The organism is Streptomyces sp. NPDC056224 (genome assembly GCF_042267665.1).
GTDB lineage: Bacteria > Actinomycetota > Actinomycetes > Streptomycetales > Streptomycetaceae > Streptomyces.
The window spans coordinates 156,470-179,685 of the sequence record NZ_JBHJTK010000007.1 but is presented as its reverse complement, the minus strand read 5'-3'; the positions used below and the strand labels follow the sequence as shown (position 1 = coordinate 179,685).

Here is a 23,216-nt window from a genome sequence, read left to right as displayed (position 1 = left end):
TCGTGTACGAAACAGGCCCCCGCGCGGATGTGCGGGGGCCTGTTTCGTTATGAATCGGCCGCTCGGAGGCTCTTACGCACCAGGCGGAGGGCCCCTAGTCTGATCACTGCTCGATGGTTACTCGCCAGTTACAAGCCCTGAGTCACCGCCCTGAATGACAGGCCCTGCCGCGTGGTCCGGAGGACGTCCGTGAGCGACACACAGACCTTGATCGAGAACCGCCCGCCCACCGTGGCGGCCCTCTTCCTTGAGCGTGTCTCGGCCACGCCGGACGGAGAGGCCTATCGGTACCCGGTACCGGCGGCCGACGGAACCGGCGGCCCCGACGAATGGAAGTCGCTCAGCTGGGGCCAGGCGGCCGAGCGGGTCTTCGCCATCGCCGCCGGGCTGATCGACCTGGGCCTGGGCTCGGAGGAGCGCGTCGCGCTCGCCTCCAACACCCGGGTCGAGTGGATCCTCGCCGACCTCGGCGTGATGTGCGCCGGTGGCGCGGTCACCACGATCTACCCCAGCACCAACGCGGAGGAGTCGGCGTTCATCCTCTCGGACTCCGAGAGCCGGGTGCTCATCGCCGAGGACGCGAAGCAGCTGGCGAAGGCGCGCGAGCGCCGCGCCGACCTGCCGAAACTCGCCCACGTGGTCGTCGTGGAGGCCGCCGACGCGGTCGCCGCCGACGGGGACCCCGAGGGCTGGGTGCTCTCGCTCGCCGATCTGGAGGCGCGTGGCAAGGAGTACCTCGCCAAGCACCCCGAGGCGGTCAAGGAGCGGATCTCGGCCATCACCGCCGACCAGCTCGCCACCCTCATCTACACCTCCGGCACCACCGGCCGCCCCAAGGGCGTCCGGCTGCCGCACGACAACTGGTCGTACATGGCCAAGGCCACCGTCGCCACCGGCATGATCAACTCGGACGACGTCCAGTACCTGTGGCTGCCGCTGGCCCACGTCTTCGGCAAGGTGCTGACCTCCGGCCAGATCGAGGTCGGGCACGTGACCGCCGTCGACGGCCGGATCGACAAGATCATCGAAAACCTGCCGATCGTGCAGCCGACGTACATGGCGGCCGTCCCGCGCATCTTCGAGAAGGTCTACAACGGCGTGGCCGCCAAGGCGCGGGCCGGCGGCGGAGCCAAGTACAAGATCTTCAAGTGGTCGGTCGGCGTCGCCCGGGAGTACGCCAAGGTCACCCAGGACAACTTCCGGCGCACCGGCCGGGCGACCGCCCCCTTCGGCCTCACCACCAAGCACAAGATCGCCGACGCGCTCGTCTACTCCAAGCTCCGCGACGCCTTCGGCGGCAAGCTGCGCGCCGCCATCTCCGGCGCCTCCGCCCTGGCGCCCGACATCGGCTACTTCTTCTCCGGCGCCGGCATCCACATCCTGGAGGGCTACGGCCTCACCGAGTCGAGCGCGGCCTCCTTCGTCAACCCGGGCGAGGCCTACCGCACCGGCACCGTCGGCAAGCCGCTCCCCGGCACCGAGGTCCGCATCGCCGACGACGGCGAGGTGCTGCTGCGCGGTCCCGGCATCATGCAGGGCTACCACCAGCAGCCGGAGAAGACCGACGAGGTCCTGGAGTCCGACGGCTGGCTGCACACGGGAGACATCGGCGAGCTCTCGCCCGACGGCTACCTGCGCATCACGGACCGCAAGAAGGACCTGATCAAGACCTCGAACGGCAAGTACGTCGCCCCCGCGGAGGTCGAGGGCCAGTTCAAGGCGATCTGCCCGTACGTGTCGACCATCGTCGTGCACGGCGCCGACCGGAACTTCTGCACCGCTCTGATCGCGCTCGACGAGCCGTCCATCCTCACGTGGGCGGCCGAGAACGGGCTGGAGGGCAAGACGTACTCCCAGGTGCTGGCCGCGCCGGAGACGACCCGGCTGATCGAGACGTACGTCCAGACCCTGAACGAGGGCCTGCAGAAGTGGCAGACGGTCAAGAAGTTCCGGCTGCTGCCGCGCGACCTCGACGTCGAGCACGGTGACCTGACGCCCAGCCTCAAGCTGAAGCGCCCGGTCGTCGAGCGCGAGTTCAAGCACCTGATCGACGAGATGTACGAGGGCGCGCGCGAGGCGTAGCCCGAGGCGTGAAACGACCTTGGGGCAGTGCGGGACAATGGGCGCATGCCTTCCGCACTGCCCGACGGTGAACCCATGCCCGAAGACGGCTCGCTGCCGTCGCACGCCCTGGCGGGCGCCGGCGAGCGGCCGCTCGGCTTCTACCTGCACGTTCCGTACTGCGCCACGCGCTGCGGGTACTGCGACTTCAACACCTACACGGCCACCGAGCTGCGGGGTACCGGCGGCGTGCTCGCCTCCCGGGAGAACTACGCCGACACCCTGATCGACGAGGTCCGCCTCGCCCGCAAGGTGCTGGGCGACGACCCCCGGGCCGTGCGCACCGTCTTCGTGGGCGGCGGCACCCCGACGCTGCTGCCCGCGGGGGACCTCGTACGGATGCTCGCGGCGATCCGGGACGAGTTCGGTCTGGCCGAGGACGCGGAGATCACCACCGAGGCCAATCCGGAATCGGTGAACCCGCAGTACCTGGCCGAGCTGCGGGCCGGCGGCTTCAACCGGATCTCCTTCGGCATGCAGAGCGCCAGGCAGCACGTCCTGAAGGTCCTGGACCGCACGCACACCCCTGGCCGTCCCGAGGCCTGCGTCGCCGAGGCGCGGGCGGCGGGCTTCGAGCACGTCAACCTCGACCTGATCTACGGCACCCCCGGGGAGTCCGACGAGGACTGGCGGGCGTCGCTCTCCGCCGCGCTGGGGGCCGGGCCGGACCACATCTCGGCGTACGCGCTGATCGTCGAGGAAGGCACCCAGCTGGCGCGGCGGATCCGTCGTGGCGAGGTCCCGATGACGGACGACGACGTCCACGCGGACCGGTACCTGATCGCGGACGCGGTGATGGCCGAGGCGGGGTACTCCTGGTACGAGGTCTCGAACTGGGCCACGACCGAGGCCGGCCGGTGCCTGCACAACGAGCTGTACTGGCGCGGCGCCGACTGGTGGGGTGCGGGACCCGGCGCCCACTCGCACGTCGGCGGGGTCCGGTGGTGGAACGTCAAGCACCCCGGCGCCTACGCGGCGGCGCTGGCCGGGGGCCGCTCCCCGGGCGCGGGCCGCGAGCTGCTGTCCGAGGAGGACCGGCGGGTGGAGCGGATCCTGCTGGAGCTGCGCCTGGTCGAGGGCGTGCCGCTCTCGCTGCTCGCGCCGGCCGGGCTGGCGGCGTCCCGCCGCGCCCTGGCGGACGGCCTGCTGGACCCGGGTCCGTACGAGGCCGGCCGGGCCGTGCTGACCCTGCGCGGGCGGCTGCTGGCCGACGCGGTGGTCCGGGACCTGGTGGACTGACGGAACCACCGCGCGAGCCGGGGCGGCTTGTCAGCCCGGGTGGTTCTCCCGCCAGGGCCGGTAGTACGGGTTGTCACGGCACTCGTTCATGATCTCGGTCTTGGCCGCCTTGTCGACCGGGCAGACCCCGACGATGAACGAGCGCTCGATGCCGCCGGGGAAGGCGACCTCGGCCTGGGAGGCCCACTTGTGGGTATCGCCGATGGTCTGGTTCACGTCCACCCCGCCGGGGGCGTCGATGTAGTAGTTCCAGCCGCTCTTCCACCACGTCTTGTACAGGTCGTGGTCGTAGGTCGTCGACACGTACGGGGACGGCTGGTTGACCAGGACGTACTGCTCGATGTCGTACTGGCCGTCCACCGTGGCCCTGGGGTGGAAGCCCTCCGCGAACACGATCGACGGCGGGCGGCCGTCCGCGCGGTAGAGCTGCTTGCAGTCGGTGCGCCAGGACGGGGCCGGGGTGATGCGGGACAGGTCGGCCCGCTGGTCCGCGGCGGCGAAGAGGTGGTCGTCCACCCGCGGGCACGAGTTCGCCGGAGCGGCGTGCGCGGCGCGCGTGGTGCGCGTGGTGGCCGAGGCGGCCGAGGCTGAGACGGAAGCGGCCGGCAGGAGGGCGGCGGCGAGCACGGTCGCGATGAGCACGACGCGCTGCCGCAGAGCAGAGGTGATCACGAACGGCACCCTCGCGTGCCCGCCGCGGCCGGCTACGCACCGTCACCCGAAGGTGAGCGTGTCCGCCGCACGGGTGACGGGGCTACGGGGCCGTCACGAAGTCGATCAGTTCCTCCACGCGGCCCAGGAGAGCCGGCTCCAGGTCGCGGTACGAGGTCACCTTGGACAGGATGTGCTGCCAGGCGGCCCCGGTGTTCTCCGGCCAGCCCAGTGACCGGCAGATGCCCGTCTTCCAGTCCTGGCCCCGGGGAACGACCGGCCACGCGGCGATGCCCAGCGCGGACGGCTTCACCGCCTGCCACACGTCCACGTACGGGTGGCCCACGACCAGCACGTCCGGCGAGGTCACCGACGCCGCGATACGGGACTCCTTCGACCCCGGCACCAGGTGGTCCACCAGGACCCCCAGCCGGGCGTCCGGGGCCGGGCCGAACTCCGCCACGACGGCCGGGAGGTCGTCCACGCCCTCCAGGTACTCCACGACCACGCCCTCGATCCGCAGGTCGTCACCCCAGACCCGCTCCACCAGCTCCGCGTCGTGCCGGCCCTCGACGTAGATCCGGCCCGCCCGCGCCACCCGTGCCCGGGCACCGGGGACGGCGATCGACCCGGACGCGGTGCGGGCCGGGGCGGCCGGGGCGCGGGACGGGCGGACCAGGGTGACGACCGCCCCGTCCAGCAGGAACCCGCCCGGCTCCATCGGGAACACCCGCCGCTTGCCGAACCGGTCCTCCAGGGTCACCGTGCCCGCCTCGCAGGACACCACGGCGCCGCAGAAATCCGTACCGGCCACCTCGACCACCAGATCGGGTTCCGCCGCCACCTCCGGCACGGTCCTGGGGCGCTTCCACTGCGGGGTCAGGTCGGGGGAGTACTCGCGCATCCGGCCGACAGTAGGAGAGCCGCGGCCGTCATGCCTCCGACACGCCGAAACGGGCGGCCAGTGTGGCGCGTTGCGCACGGACGAAGTCCGCGGAGACCACCGCTCCGTGACCGGGCACGTACAGCGCGTCGTCCCCGCCCAGCGACAGCAGCCGGTCCATGGCCGCCGGCCACTGCGCCGGCACCGCGTCATGGCCGGCCTGCGGTTCGCCCGACTCCTCGACCAGGTCCCCGCAGAAGACCGTCTCGCGTTCGCCGGGGACGAAGACGGCCAGGTCGTGGCGGCTGTGCCCGGGCCCCACGTTCGCCAGCAGCACCTGCACCCCGCCCAGCTCCAGCGTCCACTCGCCCGACACCGGGTGCCGCGGCAGCACCAGCTGCTCCACGGCCTCCGCCGCCTCCGCCCGCGCCAGTCCGTGCCGTACGGCGGACTCGCGCAGCTCCTCGCGGCCCGTGGCGAGCAGCGCGTCCAGCCCGACCGCCCCGAACGCCTCGGCCCCGGCGAAGGCCGCCCCGCCCAGCACGTGATCGAAATGACCGTGCGTGAATGCGAGATGAGTCACGTGCCGGCCGGTCAGCCGCTCCGCCTCGGCCCGCAGCAGGGTGCCCTCCCGCAGACACGAACCCGGGTCGACGAGGAGGACGGAATCGTCCCCCACCACCAGTCCCACCGTGCAGTCCCACACCGGAAGCCGGCGCCGGCCGGTCCGCCCGGTCAGCCGCTCCCAGCCCGCCTCTTCCCATTGCACGTCCATGCCGCGACGCTACCCTGGCGGGCCTCCCTTGCCAGGGTCTTACTACCCGGCCGTACACTGAGCGGGGGATCTCTGGCACTCGAACGATCAGAGTGCCAGTCAACAGGCAGCGAACAAGGCAACGGACACAGCTGGAGGTGTGCGCGATGCTCAGCGAACGCAGACTCGAAGTGCTGCGCGCCATCGTCCAGGACTACGTCGGGACGGAGGAGCCGGTCGGCTCCAAGGCGCTCACCGAGCGGCACCGGCTCGGCGTCTCGCCCGCCACCGTGCGCAACGACATGGCCGTGCTGGAGGACGAGGGCTACATCGCCCAGCCCCACACCAGCGCGGGCCGGATCCCCACCGACAAGGGGTACCGGCTCTTCGTCGACAAGCTGGCGGGCGTCAAGCCGCTGTCGTCGCCCGAGCGCCGGGCCATCCAGAACTTCCTCGACGGCGCCGTCGACCTCGACGACGTGGTCGGCCGGACGGTGCGGCTGCTCGCGCAGCTCACCCGCCAGGTCGCGGTCGTCCAGTACCCCTCGCTGACGCGCTCCACCGTGCGCCACGTCGAGCTGCTGTCGCTGGCCCCGGCCCGGCTGATGCTCGTGCTGATCACCGACACGGGCCGCGTCGAGCAGCGGCTCATCGACTGCGCGGCCCCCTTCGGCGAGACCTCGCTCGCCGATCTGCGGGCCCGCCTCAACAGCAGGGTCGTCGGCCGCCGGTTCACCGACGTACCCCCGCTCGTCCAGGACCTCCCCGAATCCTTCGAGGCCGAGGACCGCGGCACGGTCTCCACCGTGCTCGCGACGCTCCTCGAAACCCTGGTCGAGGAAGCCGAGGAGCGGCTGATGATCGGCGGTACCGCCAATCTCACCCGCTTCGGACACGATTTTCCCCTGACGATCAGGCCGGTGCTCGAAGCGCTGGAGGAGCAGGTCGTGCTCCTCAAGCTGCTGGGCGAGGCCAATGAGTCGGGAATGGCCGTACGGATCGGGCATGAGAATGCCTACGAGGGACTGAACTCCACGTCCGTCGTCTCGGTCGGTTACGGTTCGGGCGGCGAAACAGTCGCCAAACTCGGCGTGGTCGGACCGACCCGCATGGACTACCCCGGAACGATGGGAGCGGTACGCGCAGTGGCACGTTACGTCGGACAGATCCTGGCGGAGTCGTAAGTGGCCACGGACTACTACGCCGTTCTCGGCGTGCGCCGCGACGCATCGCAGGACGAGATCAAGAAGGCCTTCCGGCGCCTCGCGCGTGAACTCCACCCGGATGTGAATCCGGACCCGAAGACGCAGGAGCGCTTCAAGGAGATCAACGCGGCGTACGAGGTGCTCTCGGACCCGCAGAAGAAGCAGACCTACGACCTCGGCGGCGACCCGCTGTCCTCCTCGGGCGGCGGCGGTGGCGCGGGCGGATTCGGGGCGGGCGGCTTCGGCAACTTCTCCGACATCATGGACGCCTTCTTCGGCCAGGCCTCGCAGCGCGGCCCGCGCTCGCGGACCCGTCGCGGCCAGGACGCCATGATCCGCCTGGACCTGGAGCTGGACGAGGCGGCCTTCGGGACCACCAAGGACATCCAGGTCGACACGGCCGTCGTCTGCACCACCTGCTCCGGCGAGGGCGCCGCTCCCGGCACCTCCGCGCAGACGTGTGACATGTGCCGCGGCCGCGGCGAGGTCTCGCAGGTCACCCGGTCCTTCCTGGGCCAGGTCATGACCTCGCGCCCCTGCCCGCAGTGCCAGGGCTTCGGCACCGTGGTCCCGACCCCGTGTCCCGAGTGCGCGGGCGACGGCCGGGTCCGCTCCCGCCGCAGCCTCACGGTCAAGATCCCGGCGGGCGTCGAGAACGGCACCCGCATCCAGCTCGCGGGCGAGGGCGAGGTCGGCCCCGGCGGCGGCCCCGCCGGCGACCTGTACGTGGAGATCCACGAGCTGCCGCACCCGACCTTCCAGCGGCGCGGGGACGACCTGCACTGCACGGTCACCATCCCGATGACGGCGGCCGCGCTGGGCACCAAGTGCCCGCTGGAGACGCTGGACGGCCTGGAGGAGATCGACATCCGGCCCGGCACCCAGTCCGGCCAGGCGATCCCGCTGCACGGGCGTGGTGTCACCCACCTGCGCGGTGGCGGGCGCGGCGACCTGATCGTGCACGTCGAGGTCACCACCCCGAGCAAGCTGGACCCGCAGCAGGAGGACCTGCTGCGTCAGCTGGCGAAGCTGCGCGGCGAGGAGCGGCCGACCGGTCAGTTCGCGCCGGGGCAGCAGGGTCTGTTCAGCCGGCTGAAGGACGCCTTCAACGGCCGCTGACCGTCATGACCTCGTCGACGAGCCCGGCCCGGGGACGCCCCCGGCCGGGCTCGCCGCATTCCCGCGAGTCCGCTTCCCGGCCACGCCGGGAAGCGGACTATGCCAGCCGAATGCGGTGATTCGGCCCCCTGAGCGGGACGTGGCACGATGCAGTCCATGTCCACCGCACCGAACGGTCTCTCCCCGTACCCGATCGTGCAGGCACCCATGGCGGGCGGCGCCTCCTGTCCGCCGCTCGTCGCAGCCGTGTGCGAGGCGGGCGGGCTGGGCTTCCTGGCCGGTGGGTACAAGACCGCCGACGGCATGTACCAGGAGATCAAGCAGGTACGCGCGCTCACCCGGCGCCCGTTCGGAGTGAACCTCTTCATGCCGCAGACCGGTTACGTGGATCCGGCCGCCGTCGAGACGTACCGCGGGCAGCTGGCCGGTGAGGCGAGCTGGTACGAGATCTCGCTCGCCGACGAGGACATCATCGGCACCTGCGACGACGGCTACGAGGCGAAGCTCGCCATTCTGCGCGAGGACCCCGTTCCGGTCGTCTCCTTCACCTTCGGCTGCCCCGCCCCGGAGGTCCTCGCCTCCCTGCGCAAGGCCCGTACGTACACCGTCGTCACCGCGACCTCGGTCGAGGAGGCCCGCGCCGCGCAGGAGGCCGGAGCCGACGCCGTCTGCGTGCAGGGGGTGGAGGCCGGCGGCCACCAGGGAACCCACTGGGACGACCCGGAGGCCGACGGCACGGCGGCGGTGGGCCTGCTCGCCCTGGTGGCGCAGGTGCGGGAGGCCGTGGCCCTCCCGATCATCGCGGCGGGTGGCCTGATGCGGGGCTCGCAGATCGCCGCGCTGCTGGCGGCGGGCGCGGAGGCGGCCCAGCTCGGGACGGCCTTCCTGGCCTGTCCGGAGTCGGGGGCGGACCCGTTGCACAAGAAGGCGCTGACCGACCCGCTGTTCGTCAGGACCGAGCTGACCCGGGCCTTCTCGGGGCGGCCGGCCAGAGGGCTCGTGAACCGGTTCATGCGCGAACACGGACCGTACGCCCCCGCCGCCTATCCGCAGGTCCACCAGCTGACCTCGGGGCTGCGCAAGGCGGCCGCCGCGGCCGGGGACCCGCAGGGCATGGCCCTGTGGGCGGGCCAGGGGCACCGGCTGGCGCGGACGCTGCCGGCCGGCGAGCTGGTGGAGGTGCTGGCGGCCGAACTGGCCGAGGCGCAGAGCACGTTGAAGGCAAGACAGAAGAGGAGTGCGTCATGACCGCCCCGGTGTTCGTGGTCGAAGAGGTCCCGTCGGGAACGGAGTTCGTCCTGGACGGCCCCGAAGGCCGGCACGCGGTGTCCGTGAAGCGGCTGAACCCGGGCGAGGCGGTGGTCCTCACGGACGGCCGGGGCGGCTGGGCGGAGACGGTCGTGAAGGCCGCGGAGGGCAAGGACCGCCTGGTCCTCGCGGTGTCCTCGGCCGGGCTGGAAGCCGAGCCGGCGGTCCGCATCACGGTGGTCCAGGCCCTGCCCAAGGGGGACCGCGGCGAGCTGGCCGTGGAGACCATGACCGAGACGGGCGTGGACGCGATCGTGCCGTGGCAGGCCTCGCGCTGCATCACGCAGTGGCGCGGCGACCGCGGGGCCAAATCCCTGGCGAAGTGGCGGGCCACGGCCCGGGAGGCGGGCAAGCAGTCCCGCCGGGTCCGCTTCCCGGAGGTGTCCGAGGCCATGTCCACCAAGCAGGTGGCGGCGCTGCTGGCCGGAGCCGATCTGGCGATGGTCCTCCACGAGGACCGCGACACCCCTTCCGAGGCGCTGGCCGCGGCCGAGCTCCCCGTGGCCGGGTCGATCGTGCTGGTCGTCGGCCCCGAGGGCGGGGTCTCCCCGGAGGAGCTGGCCGTCTTCGCCGAGGCGGGAGCCCGTCCCCACCGGCTGGGCCGCTCCGTCCTGCGGACCTCCACGGCCGGAACGGCCGCGACGGCGGTCCTGTTGGCCCGCACGGGACGCTGGGGCTAGGGGGCGTCCGGGCGTCGAAGTGGCGCCGGCCGCCGCGGTCCGGGCGCCACTTTGACGACCGGACCTAACGGTTCGCCCCGATCGCTCCGGGGATACGATGCCCGGAGCGATCAACGACACGGAGGCGAAGCGATGGCCGGGGAACCGCAGGCCGACTGCCTGTTCTGCAAGATCGTCGCGGGGACCATCCCGGCGACCGTGGTCCGGGAGACCGAGACGACCGTCGCCTTCCGGGACATAAACCCGCAGGCGCCCACGCACGTGCTCGTCATCCCGCGTGTCCACTACCCCGACGCCGCCGCCCTGGCCGCGGCCGAGCCGGGCATCGCCGCCGACGTGCTGAGCGAGGCCGGGCGGATCGCCGCCGAGGAGAAGGTCGACGACCACGGCTACCGGGTCGTGTTCAACACCGGCGCCGGCGCCGGTCAGACCGTCTTCCACGCGCACGCGCACGTGCTCGGGGGCCGCGGCCTCCAGTGGCCTCCCGGATAGAGCGTGTCCGTACGCGAGTTCGTGGTGCTGGGCACCGCCAGCCAGGTGCCCACGCGCCACCGCAACCACAACGGCTACCTGCTGCGCTGGGACGGCGAGGGCTTTCTCTTCGACCCGGGCGAGGGCACCCAGCGCCAGATGCTGCGCGCCGGGGTCGCCGCACACGACATCAACCGGATCTGCGTCACCCACTTCCACGGTGACCACAGCCTCGGCCTCGCCGGGGTGATCCAGCGGATCAACCTCGACCGGGTCCCGCACGCCGTCACCGCGCACTATCCGGCCTCGGGCCAGAAGTTCTTCGACCGGCTGCGGTACGCCACGGCCTACCGGGAGACCGTCCTGATCGACGAGGAGCCGGTGGCCGGGGAAGGGGCGCTGACGCTGGCGCGCGGGGCCTCGTACGTCCTGGAGGCGCGGCGGCTCTCGCACCCCGTGGAGTCCTTCGGCTACCGGATCATCGAACCCGACGGGCGCCGCATGGTCCCGGAGCTGCTCGCGCGGCACGGGATCAAGGGGCCCGACGTGGGCCGGATCCAGCGCGAGGGGCGGCTGGACGGGGTCACGCTGGAGGAGGTCAGCGAGCCGAAGCCGGGGCAGCGGTTCGCGTTCGTCATGGACACCCGGCTGTGTGAGGGCGTGGAGGCGCTCGCCGAGGGCTGCGACATGCTGGTCATCGAGTCGACCTTCCTCGACGAGGACGCGCAGCTGGCCGCCGACCACGGGCACCTCACGGCCGGGCAGGCGGCGCGGGCGGCGCGGGACGGGGGCGTGCGCCATCTCGTGCTGACGCACTTCTCGCAGCGGTACACCGATCCTTCCGCCTTCGAACGCCAGGCCCGCGAGGCGGGGTTCGAGGGCGACCTGACGGTGGCGGCGGACCTGGTACGCGTGCCGCTGCCCAAGCGGGGCTGAGCCGGTTCCCTACCGGGACCCGGCGGTTCGGGCGGTTCGGCCGCCCCGGTCCGGTGCGGTGCGGTCCGGTCCGGTCCGGTGTGGCGCCGCCGTCGTGGACCCCGTGGATCCCGTGGATCCCGCGCCGACGGGGCCGGACTCGCCCTGCGGGCAACCAGCCGTGCCGAACGGACGGCATCGACCGGAATCTCGGCCGCCGGTCACAGGGCTGGATGCGGTCGCGGGAGCGGTGGGCAGGACCGGGCGGGGCGGGCGGCGGACGGAGACCTCCGCGCCCTCCGACTCCGCCGCCCCGACCCACGTCCCCCGCGCGGGCCTGCGGCACCGTCCCGGCCTGCGTTCCCCGTGCTGGTCTGCGCCCCGTGCTGGTCTTGGCGCCGCGCCGGTCTGCGCCCCGGGCTGGCTCGCGGCTGTCCCGGCCCGCGCTCCCGCGCTGGCACATGGCACCACCCGGTCTGCGTCCCCTGGGCTCGTCTCGGCGCTGTGCCGGTCTGCGTCCCCGGCTGGCTCGCGGCTGTCCCGGCCCGCGCTCCCGCGCTGGCACATGGCACTATCCCGTCTGCGTCCCTCGGCTGGTCTTGGCACCGCGCCGGTTTGCGTCCCCGGCTGGACGGCGGCACCCCGCCGTCCCGCGTTCCCGGTCCGCCCCGCAGCACCGGTCTGCCCCGCAGCCCCGCGGCCCCGCGGCCCCGCTTCGGCCCGTGCCCTCGGGCCGGCCCCCGGTACCGCGCCGTTGTGCGGGCCCCGCCCCGATCCGCGGCACCGCCGGCGGGCGGCCGTGCGCGTGCGGTGCGTCGGCGGCCATCGGACCCGCGCCGCGGCCGGTACCCGGCCCATGCCGGGGGAGCCCGCGCGCTCGGCGAGCAGGGTTCCGGTCACCGGCCCGCAGGCCACGTACGGGGAGGCCGCAGGGCCGGCCGGCACCGCCCGGTCGCCCCGCGACCCCGCGCCGGCCCGCGCCCTCGGGCTGGCCCGCGTCCCTGCGCGGGCCGCCCCGGCCGCCCCGGCCGCGGGGACACCGAGCATGCCCGGCGGGGGGATGAGGCCACACGGGTAGTGATCTGGGCCACACTTGGTTTCGGGGCCGCCCGGGACGGGCAGGGCTGGCAGCTTTCCACCCCAAACCCGCGTGCAGAAACGACCCTTCGAGAACAACGGGGAGTACACCGTGACCAGTCGGGACAGCGACGACATCCGCGCAGCAGCAGTGGACCCGCTCGGTCCGCTGCGTGACCCGCAGGAGCCGGGCTGCGACGTCTTCCTGACCGGAACGGTCTTCCTCGACATCATCTTCACGGGCCTCGACTCGGCCCCGGTGCGCGGTACGGAGTCCTGGGCGCGCGGCATGGGCTCCAGCCCCGGCGGCGTGGCCAACATGGCCACCGCCCTCGCCCGCCTCGGTCTGCGCACCTCGCTCGCCGCGGCCTTCGGCGACGACCACTACGGGGAGTACTGCTGGGACGCCCTCGAACAGGGAGAGGGGATCGACCTCTCCATGTCGCGGACCATCCCCGGCTGGCACAGCCCGGTCACCGTCTCCATGGCGTACGAGGGCGAGCGCACGATGGTCTCGCACGGCCACGAGGCACCTCCCCCGGCGGGCCCGGCCCCCTTCCCGCAGTGCCCGCCGCGGGCCCGCGCGGCCGTGGCCTCGCTGGGGCCCGGCCGGGGCGAGGCGTGGATCGGCGAGGCGGCGCGGCGCGGCGCGCGGGTCTTCGCGGACGTGGGCTGGGACGAGAGCGGCCGCTGGGAGCTGGGGGCCCTGGCCGACCTGCAGCACTGCGAGGCCTTCCTGCCGAACGCGGGCGAGGCCATGCGGTACACACGGACCGACTGCCCGCGCGCGGCGGCCCGGGCGCTGGCGGAGAAGGTGCCGATCGCCGTGGTGACGATGGGCGCGGAGGGCTCGTACGCGGTGGACGGACGCTCGGGCGAGACGGCGGCGGTCCCGGGGATCGCGGTGGACGCGCTGGACCCGACCGGGGCAGGGGACGTGTACGTGGCGGGCTTCGTCACCGGCACGCTCGCGGGCTGGCCGCTGGCGGACCGGCTGGCCTTCGCCGGGCTGACGGCGGCGCTGTCGGTCCAGGAGTTCGGCGGCTCCCTGTCGGCCCCCGGCTGGCCGGAGGTCGCCCACTGGTGGCGGGCCGCCCCGGACGGGCTGCGCGGCCGGTACGGCTTCCTGGACGACCTGGTCCCGCCCGGCTCGTCCCCGGCGGCGCGGCGCAGGGCGGTGCCGACCATCGGCTTCCGGCACTCCGCGTAGCCGGCCGTACCGGCGGGGAAAACCCCTCGGTGAAGGCCGGGCGGCGACGTAGGCTTGGTAGTCCGGAGGTCGTCGATCGGCGCGGCCCCTCAGCGGGAGGTATGCGCAGGCCACAGTGCCGGCCCATGACTCAGACACCCACAGCCCAGATCCCAGCGCCGGGCCAGGCGCGAGCCCACTTCACCGTTCCGGCCACGCACCCGATGGTGACGGTGCTCGGCTCGGGTGACGCCCTGTTGCGCGTGATCGAGAGGGCCTTCCCGGAGGCCGACATCCACGTGCGGGGCAATCAGGTCAGCGCTGTCGGGAAGGCGGCGGAAGTCGCTCTGATCCAGCGCCTGTTCGACGAGATGATGCTGGTGCTCCGCACCGGGCAGCCGATGACGGAGGACGCAGTGGAACGCTCGATCGCCATGCTCCGGGCCAATGGCAGCGGCGTGGAGGGAGGGGAGGAGACGCCCGCCGAGGTGCTCACCCAGAACATCCTCTCCAACCGCGGCCGCACCATCCGGCCCAAGACCCTCAACCAGAAGCGGTACGTCGACGCGATCGACAAGAACACGATCGTTTTCGGCATCGGCCCCGCCGGTACCGGCAAAACCTACCTCGCCATGGCCAAGGCGGTGCAGGCGCTGCAGTCCAAGCAGGTCAGCCGGATCATCCTGACCCGGCCGGCCGTCGAGGCGGGGGAGCGGCTCGGCTTCCTCCCGGGCACGCTCTTCGACAAGATCGATCCGTACCTGCGTCCGCTCTACGACGCCCTGCACGACATGCTCGACCCGGACTCGATCCCCCGGCTGATGGCCGCCGGGACCATCGAGGTGGCCCCCCTGGCGTACATGCGCGGCCGCACCCTGAACGACGCGTTCGTCGTCCTCGACGAGGCGCAGAACACGACTCCGGAACAGATGAAGATGTTCCTGACCCGCCTCGGCTTCGACTCGAAGATCGTCATCACCGGTGACGTCACCCAGGTCGACCTGCTGCCGGGCGGCACCAGGAGCGGTCTGCGCCAGGTGCAGTCGATCCTCGAAGGGGTTCCGGACATCCACTTCTCGCGGCTCACGTCCGAGGATGTCGTCCGGCACAAGCTGGTCGGCCGTATCGTCGACGCGTACGAGAAGTACGAGGACGGCCAGGACGGCCGGAACGGCCAACACGGGAAGTAGAACTCAGCGCACCATGTCGATCGACGTCAACAACGAGTCCGGAACCGAGGTCGACGAGCGGGCGATCCTCGACATCGCCCGCTACGCGCTCACCCGGATGCGGATCCACCCGCTGTCCGAGCTCTCCGTCATCGTCATCGACGAGGACGCGATGGAGCAGCTCCACATCCAGTGGATGGACCTGCCCGGACCCACCGACGTCATGTCCTTCCCGATGGACGAGCTCCGTCCGCCGGCGAAGGACGACGAGGAGCCCCCGCAGGGACTCCTCGGTGACATCGTGCTCTGCCCCGAGGTCGCCAAGAGGCAGGGCGAGGAAGCCCCGACGCAGCACTCCATGGACGAGGAGCTCCAGCTCCTGACCGTCCACGGGGTGCTGCACCTGCTCGGTTACGACCACGAGGAGCCGGACGAGAAGGCGGAGATGTTCGGCCTCCAGGCGGCCATCGTCGACGGCTGGCGCACCGAATGCGGTATGACCGGCCCGTCCCCGGCGCCGACCGTCTCGTGACCGCCCCCCAACTGATCACCGGCGCCGTCCTGCTGGTGGTGGTGGCCTGGTTCGCTGCGTGCGCCGAGTCCGGGATCGCCCGCATCTCCAGCTTCCGCGCCGAGCAGGCCGTGAGGGAGGGCCGGCGCGGCAGCGCGAAGCTCGCCCAGGTGGCCGGCGACCCCACCCGCTACCTCAATGTGGCGCTGCTGGTCCGTGTCACCTGCGAGATGGCGGCGGGGGTCCTCGTGACCTACGTCTGCCTCGACGAATTCGGTGAGAACTGGACCGCGCTGCTCGTGGCCATCGCCGTGATGGTGCTGGTCTCCTTCGTCGCCGTTGGGGTGTCCCCGCGTACGATCGGCCGCCAGCACCCGCTGAACACCGCGACGGCTGCCGCGTACGTCCTCGTGCCGCTCGCCCGGGTGATGGGACCGATCCCGCAGCTGCTGATCCTCATCGGCAACGCGCTCACACCCGGCAAGGGCTTCCGCAAGGGGCCGTTCGCCTCCGAGGCCGAACTGCGCGCGATGGTCGACCTCGCGGAGAAGGAGTCGCTGATCGAGGACGACGAGCGCCGGATGGTGCACCAGGTCTTCGAGCTCGGCGACACCCTGGTGCGCGAGGTGATGGTGCCGCGCACCGACCTGATCTGCATCGAGCGGTACAAGACGATCCGTCAGGCGACCACCCTCGCGCTGCGGTCGGGCTTCTCGCGCATCCCGGTGACCGGGGAGAACGAGGACGACATAGTCGGGATCGTCTACCTGAAGGACCTCGTCCGCAAGACCCACATCAGCCGGGAGGCGGAGTCCGACCTGGTCTCCACGGTCATGCGGTCGGCGGTCTTCGTGCCGGACACCAAGAACGCGGGCGACCTGCTGCGCGAGATGCAGCAGGTGCGCAACCACGTGGCCGTGGTCATCGACGAGTACGGCGGCACCGCCGGCATCGTCACGATCGAGGACATCCTGGAGGAGATCGTCGGCGAGATCACCGACGAGTACGACCGGGAGCTCCCGCCGGTCGAGGACCTCGGCGAGGACCGATACCGGGTCACGGCCCGCCTGGACATCACCGACCTCGGTGAGCTGTTCAAGGTCGAGGCGTTCGACGACGAGGACGTGGAGACGGTCGGCGGACTGCTGGCGAAGGCGCTGGGCCGGGTGCCGATCGCGGGCGCCTCGGCCCTGGTCGAGCTGCCGGACGGGCGGCCACTGCGGCTGACGGCCGAGTCCCCGGCCGGGCGGCGGAACAAGATCGTGACGGTGCTGGTGGAACCGGTGGCCGCGGCCGACGCCGCGGGGGAGGAGGGGGAATGACCCCGGCGCAGCTGCGGGAGTTCTGCCTGAGCTTCAACGCGGCGGTGGAGGAGTTCCCCTTCACCCCGGAGACCTCCGTGTTCAAGGTGCTGGGCAAGGTGTTCGCGCTCACGGCGCTGGACGCCGAGCCGCTGAAGGTCAACCTCAAGTGCGAGCCGGAGCTGGCGGTGCGCCTGCGCGAGGAGCACGCGGCGGTCGTGCCGGGCTATCACATGAACAAGCGGCACTGGAACACGGTGACCGCGGGCGGGCCCGACGCGCTGGCGGACGAGATGGTCCGGGAGCTGGTGGAGGACTCGTACGACCTGGTGGTCGCGGGTCTGCCGAAGGCGGAACGGCTGCGGCTCGACCGGCCGTGACCGCTCGGTCGCGGCGGGGTCGTTGCACGGCCCCGCCCCGGCGCTCCCTATGCTTTCGACCATGACCGACAGCACCGGGATCGACCCCGAGGACAGCAAGATCATCACGCTGGCGCGCAGCGCCCGGGCCCGCAACGGCGTGGCCGAGGGGGCGGCGGTGCGGGACGAGACGGGCCGCACCTACGTCGCCGGGACGGTGGAGCTCGACTCCCTGAAGCTGAGCGCGCTGCAGACCGCGGTCGCGATGGCGGTGGCGAGCGGGGCCCGGTCCCTGGAGGCCGCCGCCGTGGTCAGCGACTCCGACACCCCCGCCGAGGCCGACCGCGCCGCCGTACGGGACCTGGGCGGCCCGGCCACCCCGGTGCTGCTGGCGGCCCCGGACGGCACCCTGAAGTCGGCGACCCCGGCGGGCTGACCGGGCGGCCCTACGCTCCGGCCGGGGCGGCCGGGGCGGCCGGGGCGGCTGGGGCGGCTGGGGCGGCCGGAGCGGGGCGGCGCCGGATCACCATCGACATCAGCGCGGCCATCGCGCACAGCGCGCCCGAGGCGTACCAGACGACGTCGTACGAGCCGAAGACGTCCCGCGCCATGCCGCCCAGGAAGGCGACCACCGCCGCCCCCACCTGGTGCGAGGCCAGCACCCAGCCGAAGACGATGGCGCTGTCGTCCCCGTACTGCTCGCGGCACAGGGCGATGGTCGGCGGGACGGTCGCCACCCAGTCCAGGCCGTAGAAGACGATGAAGAAGACCATCGGCGGGTGGACCGACGGGGCCAGCAGCATCGGCAGGAAGAGCAGCGAGACCCCGCGCAGGGCGTAGTAGACCGCCAGGAGCCGGCGCGCCTCGAAGCGGTCCGTGAACCAGCCGGACGCCACCGTGCCGACCACGTCGAACACACCGATCACCGCCAGCAGACCGGCCGCCGCCGTCACCGGCATGCCGTGGTCGTGCGCCGCCGGTACGAAGTGGGTCCTGACCAGGCCGTTCGTGGAGGCGCCGCAGATCGCGAAGGTCCCCGCGAGCAGCCAGAAGGGGCCGGTCCGGGCCGCCTTGAACAGGACGGTGACCGCCCGGCGCGCGGCACCCGGCACCGGGGCGGGCTTCTGCGCGTACGTGCCGCCGTACGGGGCCAGGTCCACGTCCGCCGGGTGGTCGCGCAGCAGCAGCCACACGAACGGGACCACGCACAGGGCGGTGAGGGAGACGGTCACCGTCGCCGGGCGCCAGCCGTGGTGCTCCACCAGCCAGGACAGCAGCGGCAGGAAGACCAGCTGACCGGAGGCGCCGGCCGCCGTCAGGATCCCGGTGACCAGGCCGCGCCGCGCCGTGAACCACCGGTTGGTCACCGTCGCCGCGAAGGCCAGGGCCATCGAGCCGCTGCCCAGGCCCACCAGCACGCCCCAGAACAGCACCAGCTGCCAGGGGGCGGTCATCCACACGGTGGCGACCGAGCCGCCCGCGATGACCGTCAGCGCGCAGGCGACGACCCTGCGGATGCCGAAGCGGTCCATCAGGGCGGCCGCGAACGGCGCGGTGAGCCCGTACAGCGCGAGGTTCACGGAGACGGCGAGTCCGATCGTGCCGCGCGACCAGTCGAACTCCTCGTGCAGCGGCTCGATGAGCAGTCCGGGCAGGGAGGCGAAGCCGGCGGCGCCGATGATCGTCACGAAGGCGACGGCGGCGACGGACCAGGCGCGGTGGATGCGTCCGGGCCGCCGCGGGCCCTGCCGGGGGGCCTGCCGGGGGGCCGTCGAGGCGGAGGCCGTGGAGGTGGGGACTGTCTGCGTCACGCCGACAGCTTCCGGCCTGCCGCGCCCCCGACGACAGTGGCCTGACTGTCATGCTTCGATACGATCGGGCCATGGAGCCACGAGCCCAAACCCACCGCGTCGTCGTCCTCGCCCTCGCCGGGCTGCTGCCCTTCGAGCTCGGCATCCCGCACCGGCTCTTCGGGCGCGCCGAGGATCCGGCCGGGCGGCCGCTCTACGAGATCCTGACCTGCGCTCTCGCCCCCGGGCCGGTGCGCACGGACGCCGACTTCGCGATCCAGGTCGAGCACGGCCCGGAGCTGCTGGCCACCGCCGACACCGTGGTGGTGCCGGCCTCCTACGCGCTGGGTCCGGTGTACGAGCAAGGCCGGCTGACCGGGGAACTCGCCTCGGCCCTCGGGCACATCCGGCCCGGCACACGGCTCGTCTCCATCTGCACCGGGGGCTACGTCCTGGCCGCCGCGGGCTACCTCGACGGCCGCCGGGCCACCACTCACTGGGCCTCCGCCGACCACTTCCAGCGGCTGTTCCCGGCCGTCCGGGTCGACCCGGACGTGCTCTACACCGACGACGGGGACGTGCTGACCTCCGCAGGCGTCGCCGCCGGGATCGACCTGTGCCTGTACATCGTGCGCCGCGACCACGGCGCGGCCGTCGCGAACGACGTGGCCCGGCGCACCGTCGTACCGCCCCACCGGGACGGCGGGCAGGCGCAGTTCATCGAGCGTCCGGTGCCGCAGCCGCAGCTGGCCAGCACCACGGCGGCCCGCGCGTGGGTGATGGACCGGCTGCACGAACCGCTGCGCCTCACCGACCTGGCCCGGAAGGAGGCCATGTCGGTGCGCACCTTCACGCGCCGCTTCCGGGAGGAGTCGGGCCTCAGCCCGGGCCAGTGGATCGTGGGGCAGCGGGTGGAGCGGGCCCGGCGGCTGCTGGAGGAGACGGAGCTGCCGGTGGAGCGGGTGGCGCGGGAGGCGGGCTTCGGAACGGCGCAGTCGCTGCGCAAGCACGTGCAGGCAGCGCTGGGGGTGAGCCCGACGGCCTACCGGCGCACCTTCCGCGCCGCCGCCGACACCGCCGGCCCCGGCACGCCGCCAGCTTCTGATGGGCCATCAGTTGGTGACCCGTCCGTGCATTGACTTCTCCTGCCGCCCGCTCGTGAATGGCCCCCTGTCGGGGTGACGGAACCCAGGGGGCGGGCAGTGCGAACAGGCGCGCGCAGCAGGAGCAGGAGATGGTCGGCAGCCTTCGGCACGGCCGTGCTCGCGGCAGCGGCCGGGGGAGCGCTGAGCGCACCCGCCGCCGCCGTCGACGAAACGCCCCCGCGCGGGGTCCCGGGCCTCGTGGACTTCCCGACCCACTGCCTGCCGCCCCAGGAGGCCGGACTCCCGCCCGCCGACGGGCCGACCACCGCCCGGATCACCGTCGACGACCCGGCTCCACAGGTCGGCGACACCGTCACCGTGACCTACCAGGTGATCAGCACCCCCGCCGTGGCGGCCCCGGACCCGGACCGGGGACCGGAGGGCGCCGGACTCCCCGCCGACGCGCCGGCCCCGACCGGCCGGATCCTGCTGGCGGGCGCCCAGAGCGGCGAGGTCACCGTGGTCGGCGACCGGCGGGGCCTGCGCGAGGGGCCCGACGGCCCCTCCGGGCCCGGCGCCGCCCCGCCCGCCCTCACCATGACCGGCACCTTCACCGTCACCGCGCCCGGCGAGATCACCCTGGCCCCCGGGAGCTACACCCTGCACACCAGCAGCCCGGTGGCCCTCGACACCGTGTGCACGGCCGCCGCGGCCCCCGTCTCCGTACGCCTCACCGCGACCCCGCTGCCCACGGCGAACCTGCGCAGCGTCTTCCCGGCGTCGCCCGCAGGCGCTCCGGGAACCAGGCTCAAGGTCACCGCGGCCGGCTTCACCCCGGGCGCCACCGTGACGGTGGCCGGGCGGGCGGGCGCCGCCGAGACCGCCGACCGGGCCGCCGCCACCGCCGACGGGCTCGGGGTGGCCCTGGCCGAGCTGCCGCTCACCGACGAGGCCACCACCGCGGTCGTCGCCTACGAGGGCGCGGCCTGGTCCGCGGGCCTGGGTTCGGGACCGGCCGCGTTCACCGTCATCGGGGTCGCCCCGCCGCCGTCCGGCACCCAGAAGATCACCGCCACCGTCGAGCCCGGCGCCCTCGGCATGACCCAGGCGGGCGAGGCCATCACCCTGGGCGCGGTGCCCTACGGCGACGGCGGCGGCGCCCCCGGCCGGATCGGCACCGTCACGGTCAAGGACGCCCGCGGCGGTCCGGCCGGCTGGTCCCTGATCGGCAAGGTCACCGACTTCACCGGACCGGGCGGTCTGCGCATCCCGGGCGGCTCCCTCTCCTGGACCCCGACGTGCGCCGCCGCGGAGGGCAGCCCCAGCCGATGCAGGGCGGGCAGCGCGGGCACGGTCGGGCCGGACGGCGCGGTCCTGGCCTCCACCCCCGACGGCCCCCTGGCCGGCGGCACCTTCACCGTCGACGCCGCGGTCACCCTCCAGGTGCCCCCGTACACCCCGCCGGGCGCGTACACGGCGGTCCTGACGCTGACCCTGTCATGACGCCGGGCGTGCCGCCGCGCGGGGCCGTGCCCCTCGCCGCCGTGCTCACCGCACTGCTCGCCGCCGTACTGCTCCTCGGGCCCGCCGGGGCGGCAGCGGGCGCCGACAACGGCCAGTGGTCCGTGCTGCCCGCCGCCAACGCCCTCGGCCAGCGGCCCTACTTCTACCTCGCCGCCGCGCCCGGCCGGTCCGCCGCCGACACCGTGACCGTCACCAACCGCACCGACCGGCCCCGCACCTTCCGGCTCTATGCCGCCGACGCCTACAACACCGCCCGGGACGGCGGCTTCGCCATCCGCGGCCCCGACGAGCCGCGCCTGGCCACGGCCGCCTGGGTCAGGCTCGACCGGGAGCGGGTCACCGTACCGGCCGGGGCGTCCGTCAGCGTCGCCTTCACCCTCACCGTCCCCGACCGGGCCGAACCGGGCGACCACCCCGGGGCCCTCGTGGCCCTGGAGGACCGGCCCGCCGGCACCACGGCCCGGGGGATCGGTGTGCAGCAGGCCGTCGCCGCCCGTCTGTACCTGCGGGTGACCGGCCCCACCGCCCCGGCCCTCGCCGTCCGGGACGTCTCCGTCCGGCGCCGCGGCGACGGCGCGGAGGTCTCGTACACGCTCCACAACCTCGGCAACGTCACACTGCGCCCCCGGGCGGTCCTGACCGTCTCCGGGGCCCTCGGCCGGCCCCTGCTCGACCGCGGCCTCAGCGGACTGCCCGCCGAGCTGCTGCCCGGTCAGGACGTGCGGCTCAGCGTCCCCTGGGACGGTCCGCCCGCCACCGAATGGGCCGACGTGACGGTACGGGCCACGGCCGACGGAACCGCAGCTCAGGGCCGTGCCGCCTACGCCGCCCACCCCGCCCTCGGCACCTTCCTCGCGGCCGTCGGCGTCCTCGCGGCGGCGGGCTGGTCGGCGCTGGGAGCGGCATCGGGGAGAATGGCCCGTATGAGCGATCGTTCCCCCGAGTCCACCGCCCCGCACCGTGCGGGCTTCGCCTGTTTCGTCGGCCGCCCCAACGCGGGGAAGTCGACCCTCACCAACGCACTCGTGGGCACCAAGGTCGCGATCACCTCCAACCGGCCGCAGACCACCCGCCACACCGTCCGCGGCATCGTGCACCGCCCCGACGCCCAGCTCGTCCTGGTCGACACGCCCGGCCTGCACAAGCCGCGCACCCTGCTCGGCGAGCGCCTCAACGACGTCGTACGGTCCACGTGGGCCGAGGTCGACGTCATCGGCTTCTGCCTGCCGGCCGACCAGAAGCTCGGCCCCGGCGACAAGTTCATCGCGAAGGAACTCGCGGGGATCAAGAAGACCCCCAAGATCGCCATCGTGACCAAGACCGACCTGGTCGAGTCCAAGCAGCTGGCCGAGCAGCTCCTCGCCATCAACCAGCTCGCCGAGGAGCTCGGCTTCGAGTGGGCCGAGATCGTCCCCGTCTCGGCCGTCGGCGACAGCCAGGTCCAGCTGCTGGCCGACCTGATCGCGCCGCTGCTGCCCGAGAGCCCGCCGCTGTACCCGGAGGGCGACCTCACCGACGAGCCCGAGATGGTCATGGTCGCGGAGCTGATCCGCGAGGCCGCGCTGGAAGGCGTACGGGACGAGCTGCCGCACTCCATCGCCGTGGTCGTCGAGGAGATGATCCCGCGCGAGAACCGCCCGGCCGACCGGCCGCTGCTCGACATCCACGCCAACGTGTACATCGAGCGGCCCAGCCAGAAGGGCATCATCATCGGCCCGAAGGGCGCCCGCCTGAAGGAGGTCGGGATGAAGTCGCGCAAGCACATCGAGGCGCTGCTCGGGACCCCGGTCTTCCTCGACCTCCACGTGAAGGTCGCCAAGGACTGGCAGCGGGACCCCAAGCAGCTGCGCAAGCTCGGGTTCTGA

The 23,216-nt window shown here is 73.1% G+C and carries 21 protein-coding genes and 1 pseudogene; 18 read left to right on the top strand and 4 right to left on the bottom strand.

Annotated features, from left to right (window positions below; translation table 11 throughout):
* Window positions 1–189: 189 nt before the first annotated feature.
* On the top strand, window positions 190–2,082 hold the full coding sequence (locus ACFCZ1_RS12815; protein WP_376678414.1) for an AMP-dependent synthetase/ligase: 1,893 nt from the start codon (window positions 190–192) through the stop codon (window positions 2,080–2,082).
* A gap of 45 nt (window positions 2,083–2,127) precedes the next feature.
* Window positions 2,128–3,360: a radical SAM family heme chaperone HemW gene (gene hemW / locus ACFCZ1_RS12810; protein WP_376678413.1), complete on the top strand. Its 1,233-nt coding sequence runs from the start codon at window positions 2,128–2,130 to the stop codon at window positions 3,358–3,360.
* A 30-nt stretch (window positions 3,361–3,390) separates the two neighbouring features.
* Here hemW and ACFCZ1_RS12805 read toward each other — a convergent pair whose 3' ends face one another.
* From ACFCZ1_RS12805 to ACFCZ1_RS12795, 3 genes are all read right to left on the bottom strand, one after another.
* Complete coding sequence (locus ACFCZ1_RS12805; protein ID WP_376678412.1) at window positions 3,391–4,032, bottom strand: ADP-ribosyltransferase; 642 nt, start codon at window positions 4,030–4,032, stop codon at window positions 3,391–3,393.
* A gap of 82 nt (window positions 4,033–4,114) precedes the next feature.
* Entirely contained in the window at window positions 4,115–4,915 is an 801-nt protein-coding gene (locus ACFCZ1_RS12800) for a DUF3097 domain-containing protein (RefSeq protein ID WP_376678411.1), read from the bottom strand.
* Between the two features lie 28 nt (window positions 4,916–4,943).
* Entirely contained in the window at window positions 4,944–5,669 is a 726-nt protein-coding gene (locus ACFCZ1_RS12795; protein ID WP_376678410.1) for an MBL fold metallo-hydrolase, read from the bottom strand.
* Between the two features lie 146 nt (window positions 5,670–5,815).
* Here ACFCZ1_RS12795 and hrcA point away from each other — a divergent pair, with 146 nt between their 5' ends.
* The 12 genes from hrcA (at window position 5,816) to ACFCZ1_RS12735 (ending at window position 17,388) form a co-directional block, all read left to right on the top strand.
* Window positions 5,816–6,832, top strand: coding sequence for a heat-inducible transcriptional repressor HrcA (gene hrcA, locus ACFCZ1_RS12790; RefSeq protein ID WP_376678409.1), 1,017 nt, complete (start codon window positions 5,816–5,818; stop codon window positions 6,830–6,832).
* The gene (gene dnaJ, locus ACFCZ1_RS12785; RefSeq protein ID WP_376678408.1) at window positions 6,833–7,972 is read left to right on the top strand and encodes a molecular chaperone DnaJ; all 1,140 of its coding nucleotides are present in this window, start codon (window positions 6,833–6,835) and stop codon (window positions 7,970–7,972) included.
* Window positions 7,973–8,128: 156 nt separating this feature from the next.
* Window positions 8,129–9,220: a nitronate monooxygenase gene (locus ACFCZ1_RS12780; protein WP_376678407.1), complete on the top strand. Its 1,092-nt coding sequence runs from the start codon at window positions 8,129–8,131 to the stop codon at window positions 9,218–9,220.
* The gene (locus ACFCZ1_RS12775; protein WP_376678406.1) at window positions 9,217–9,960 is read left to right on the top strand and encodes a 16S rRNA (uracil(1498)-N(3))-methyltransferase; all 744 of its coding nucleotides are present in this window, start codon (window positions 9,217–9,219) and stop codon (window positions 9,958–9,960) included. Before ACFCZ1_RS12780 ends, ACFCZ1_RS12775 begins: the two co-directional genes overlap by 4 nt.
* 132 nt (window positions 9,961–10,092) lie before the next feature.
* On the top strand, window positions 10,093–10,452 hold the full coding sequence (locus ACFCZ1_RS12770; protein ID WP_376678405.1) for a histidine triad nucleotide-binding protein: 360 nt from the start codon (window positions 10,093–10,095) through the stop codon (window positions 10,450–10,452).
* A 3-nt stretch (window positions 10,453–10,455) separates the two neighbouring features.
* Window positions 10,456–11,367, top strand: a complete 912-nt coding sequence (locus ACFCZ1_RS12765; protein ID WP_376678404.1) for a ribonuclease Z — start codon at window positions 10,456–10,458, stop codon at window positions 11,365–11,367.
* 1,168 nt (window positions 11,368–12,535) lie between these two features.
* Window positions 12,536–13,633: a carbohydrate kinase family protein gene (locus tag ACFCZ1_RS12760; RefSeq protein WP_376678403.1), complete on the top strand. Its 1,098-nt coding sequence runs from the start codon at window positions 12,536–12,538 to the stop codon at window positions 13,631–13,633.
* Window positions 13,634–13,758: 125 nt separating this feature from the next.
* Window positions 13,759–14,802, top strand: a complete 1,044-nt coding sequence (locus ACFCZ1_RS12755) for a PhoH family protein (protein WP_376678402.1) — start codon at window positions 13,759–13,761, stop codon at window positions 14,800–14,802.
* Window positions 14,803–14,815: 13 nt separating this feature from the next.
* Window positions 14,816–15,313: an rRNA maturation RNase YbeY gene (gene ybeY, locus ACFCZ1_RS12750; RefSeq protein WP_376678401.1), complete on the top strand. Its 498-nt coding sequence runs from the start codon at window positions 14,816–14,818 to the stop codon at window positions 15,311–15,313.
* A complete protein-coding gene (locus ACFCZ1_RS12745) occupies window positions 15,310–16,614 on the top strand; it encodes a hemolysin family protein (protein ID WP_376678400.1) in 1,305 nt (434 codons plus the stop codon). Before ybeY ends, ACFCZ1_RS12745 begins: the two co-directional genes overlap by 4 nt.
* The gene (locus tag ACFCZ1_RS12740) at window positions 16,611–16,973 is read left to right on the top strand and encodes an MmcQ/YjbR family DNA-binding protein (RefSeq protein ID WP_376678399.1); all 363 of its coding nucleotides are present in this window, start codon (window positions 16,611–16,613) and stop codon (window positions 16,971–16,973) included. Before ACFCZ1_RS12745 ends, ACFCZ1_RS12740 begins: the two co-directional genes overlap by 4 nt.
* A 61-nt stretch (window positions 16,974–17,034) precedes the next feature.
* The gene (locus tag ACFCZ1_RS12735) at window positions 17,035–17,388 is read left to right on the top strand and encodes a cytidine deaminase (RefSeq protein ID WP_376678398.1); all 354 of its coding nucleotides are present in this window, start codon (window positions 17,035–17,037) and stop codon (window positions 17,386–17,388) included.
* A 10-nt stretch (window positions 17,389–17,398) separates the two neighbouring features.
* On the opposite strand, the gene ACFCZ1_RS12730 is transcribed toward ACFCZ1_RS12735, so the two are convergent.
* A complete protein-coding gene (locus tag ACFCZ1_RS12730) occupies window positions 17,399–18,763 on the bottom strand; it encodes an MFS transporter (RefSeq protein ID WP_376678397.1) in 1,365 nt (454 codons plus the stop codon).
* A 71-nt stretch (window positions 18,764–18,834) separates the two neighbouring features.
* Between ACFCZ1_RS12730 and ACFCZ1_RS12725 the strand changes: the two genes are divergently transcribed.
* From ACFCZ1_RS12725 to era, 4 genes and pseudogenes are all read left to right on the top strand, one after another.
* Window positions 18,835–19,881: a GlxA family transcriptional regulator gene (locus ACFCZ1_RS12725; protein WP_376678396.1), complete on the top strand. Its 1,047-nt coding sequence runs from the start codon at window positions 18,835–18,837 to the stop codon at window positions 19,879–19,881.
* Window positions 19,882–20,001: 120 nt separating this feature from the next.
* Window positions 20,002–21,330, top strand: a complete 1,329-nt coding sequence (locus ACFCZ1_RS12720) for a beta-xylosidase (protein WP_376678395.1) — start codon at window positions 20,002–20,004, stop codon at window positions 21,328–21,330.
* Window positions 21,327–21,764, top strand: a pseudogene (locus tag ACFCZ1_RS12715) (WxL protein peptidoglycan domain-containing protein); the annotation flags it as partial. The gene ACFCZ1_RS12720 and the pseudogene ACFCZ1_RS12715, both read left to right, overlap by 4 nt.
* A gap of 501 nt (window positions 21,765–22,265) precedes the next feature.
* A complete protein-coding gene (gene era / locus ACFCZ1_RS12710; protein ID WP_376678468.1) occupies window positions 22,266–23,216 on the top strand; it encodes a GTPase Era in 951 nt (316 codons plus the stop codon).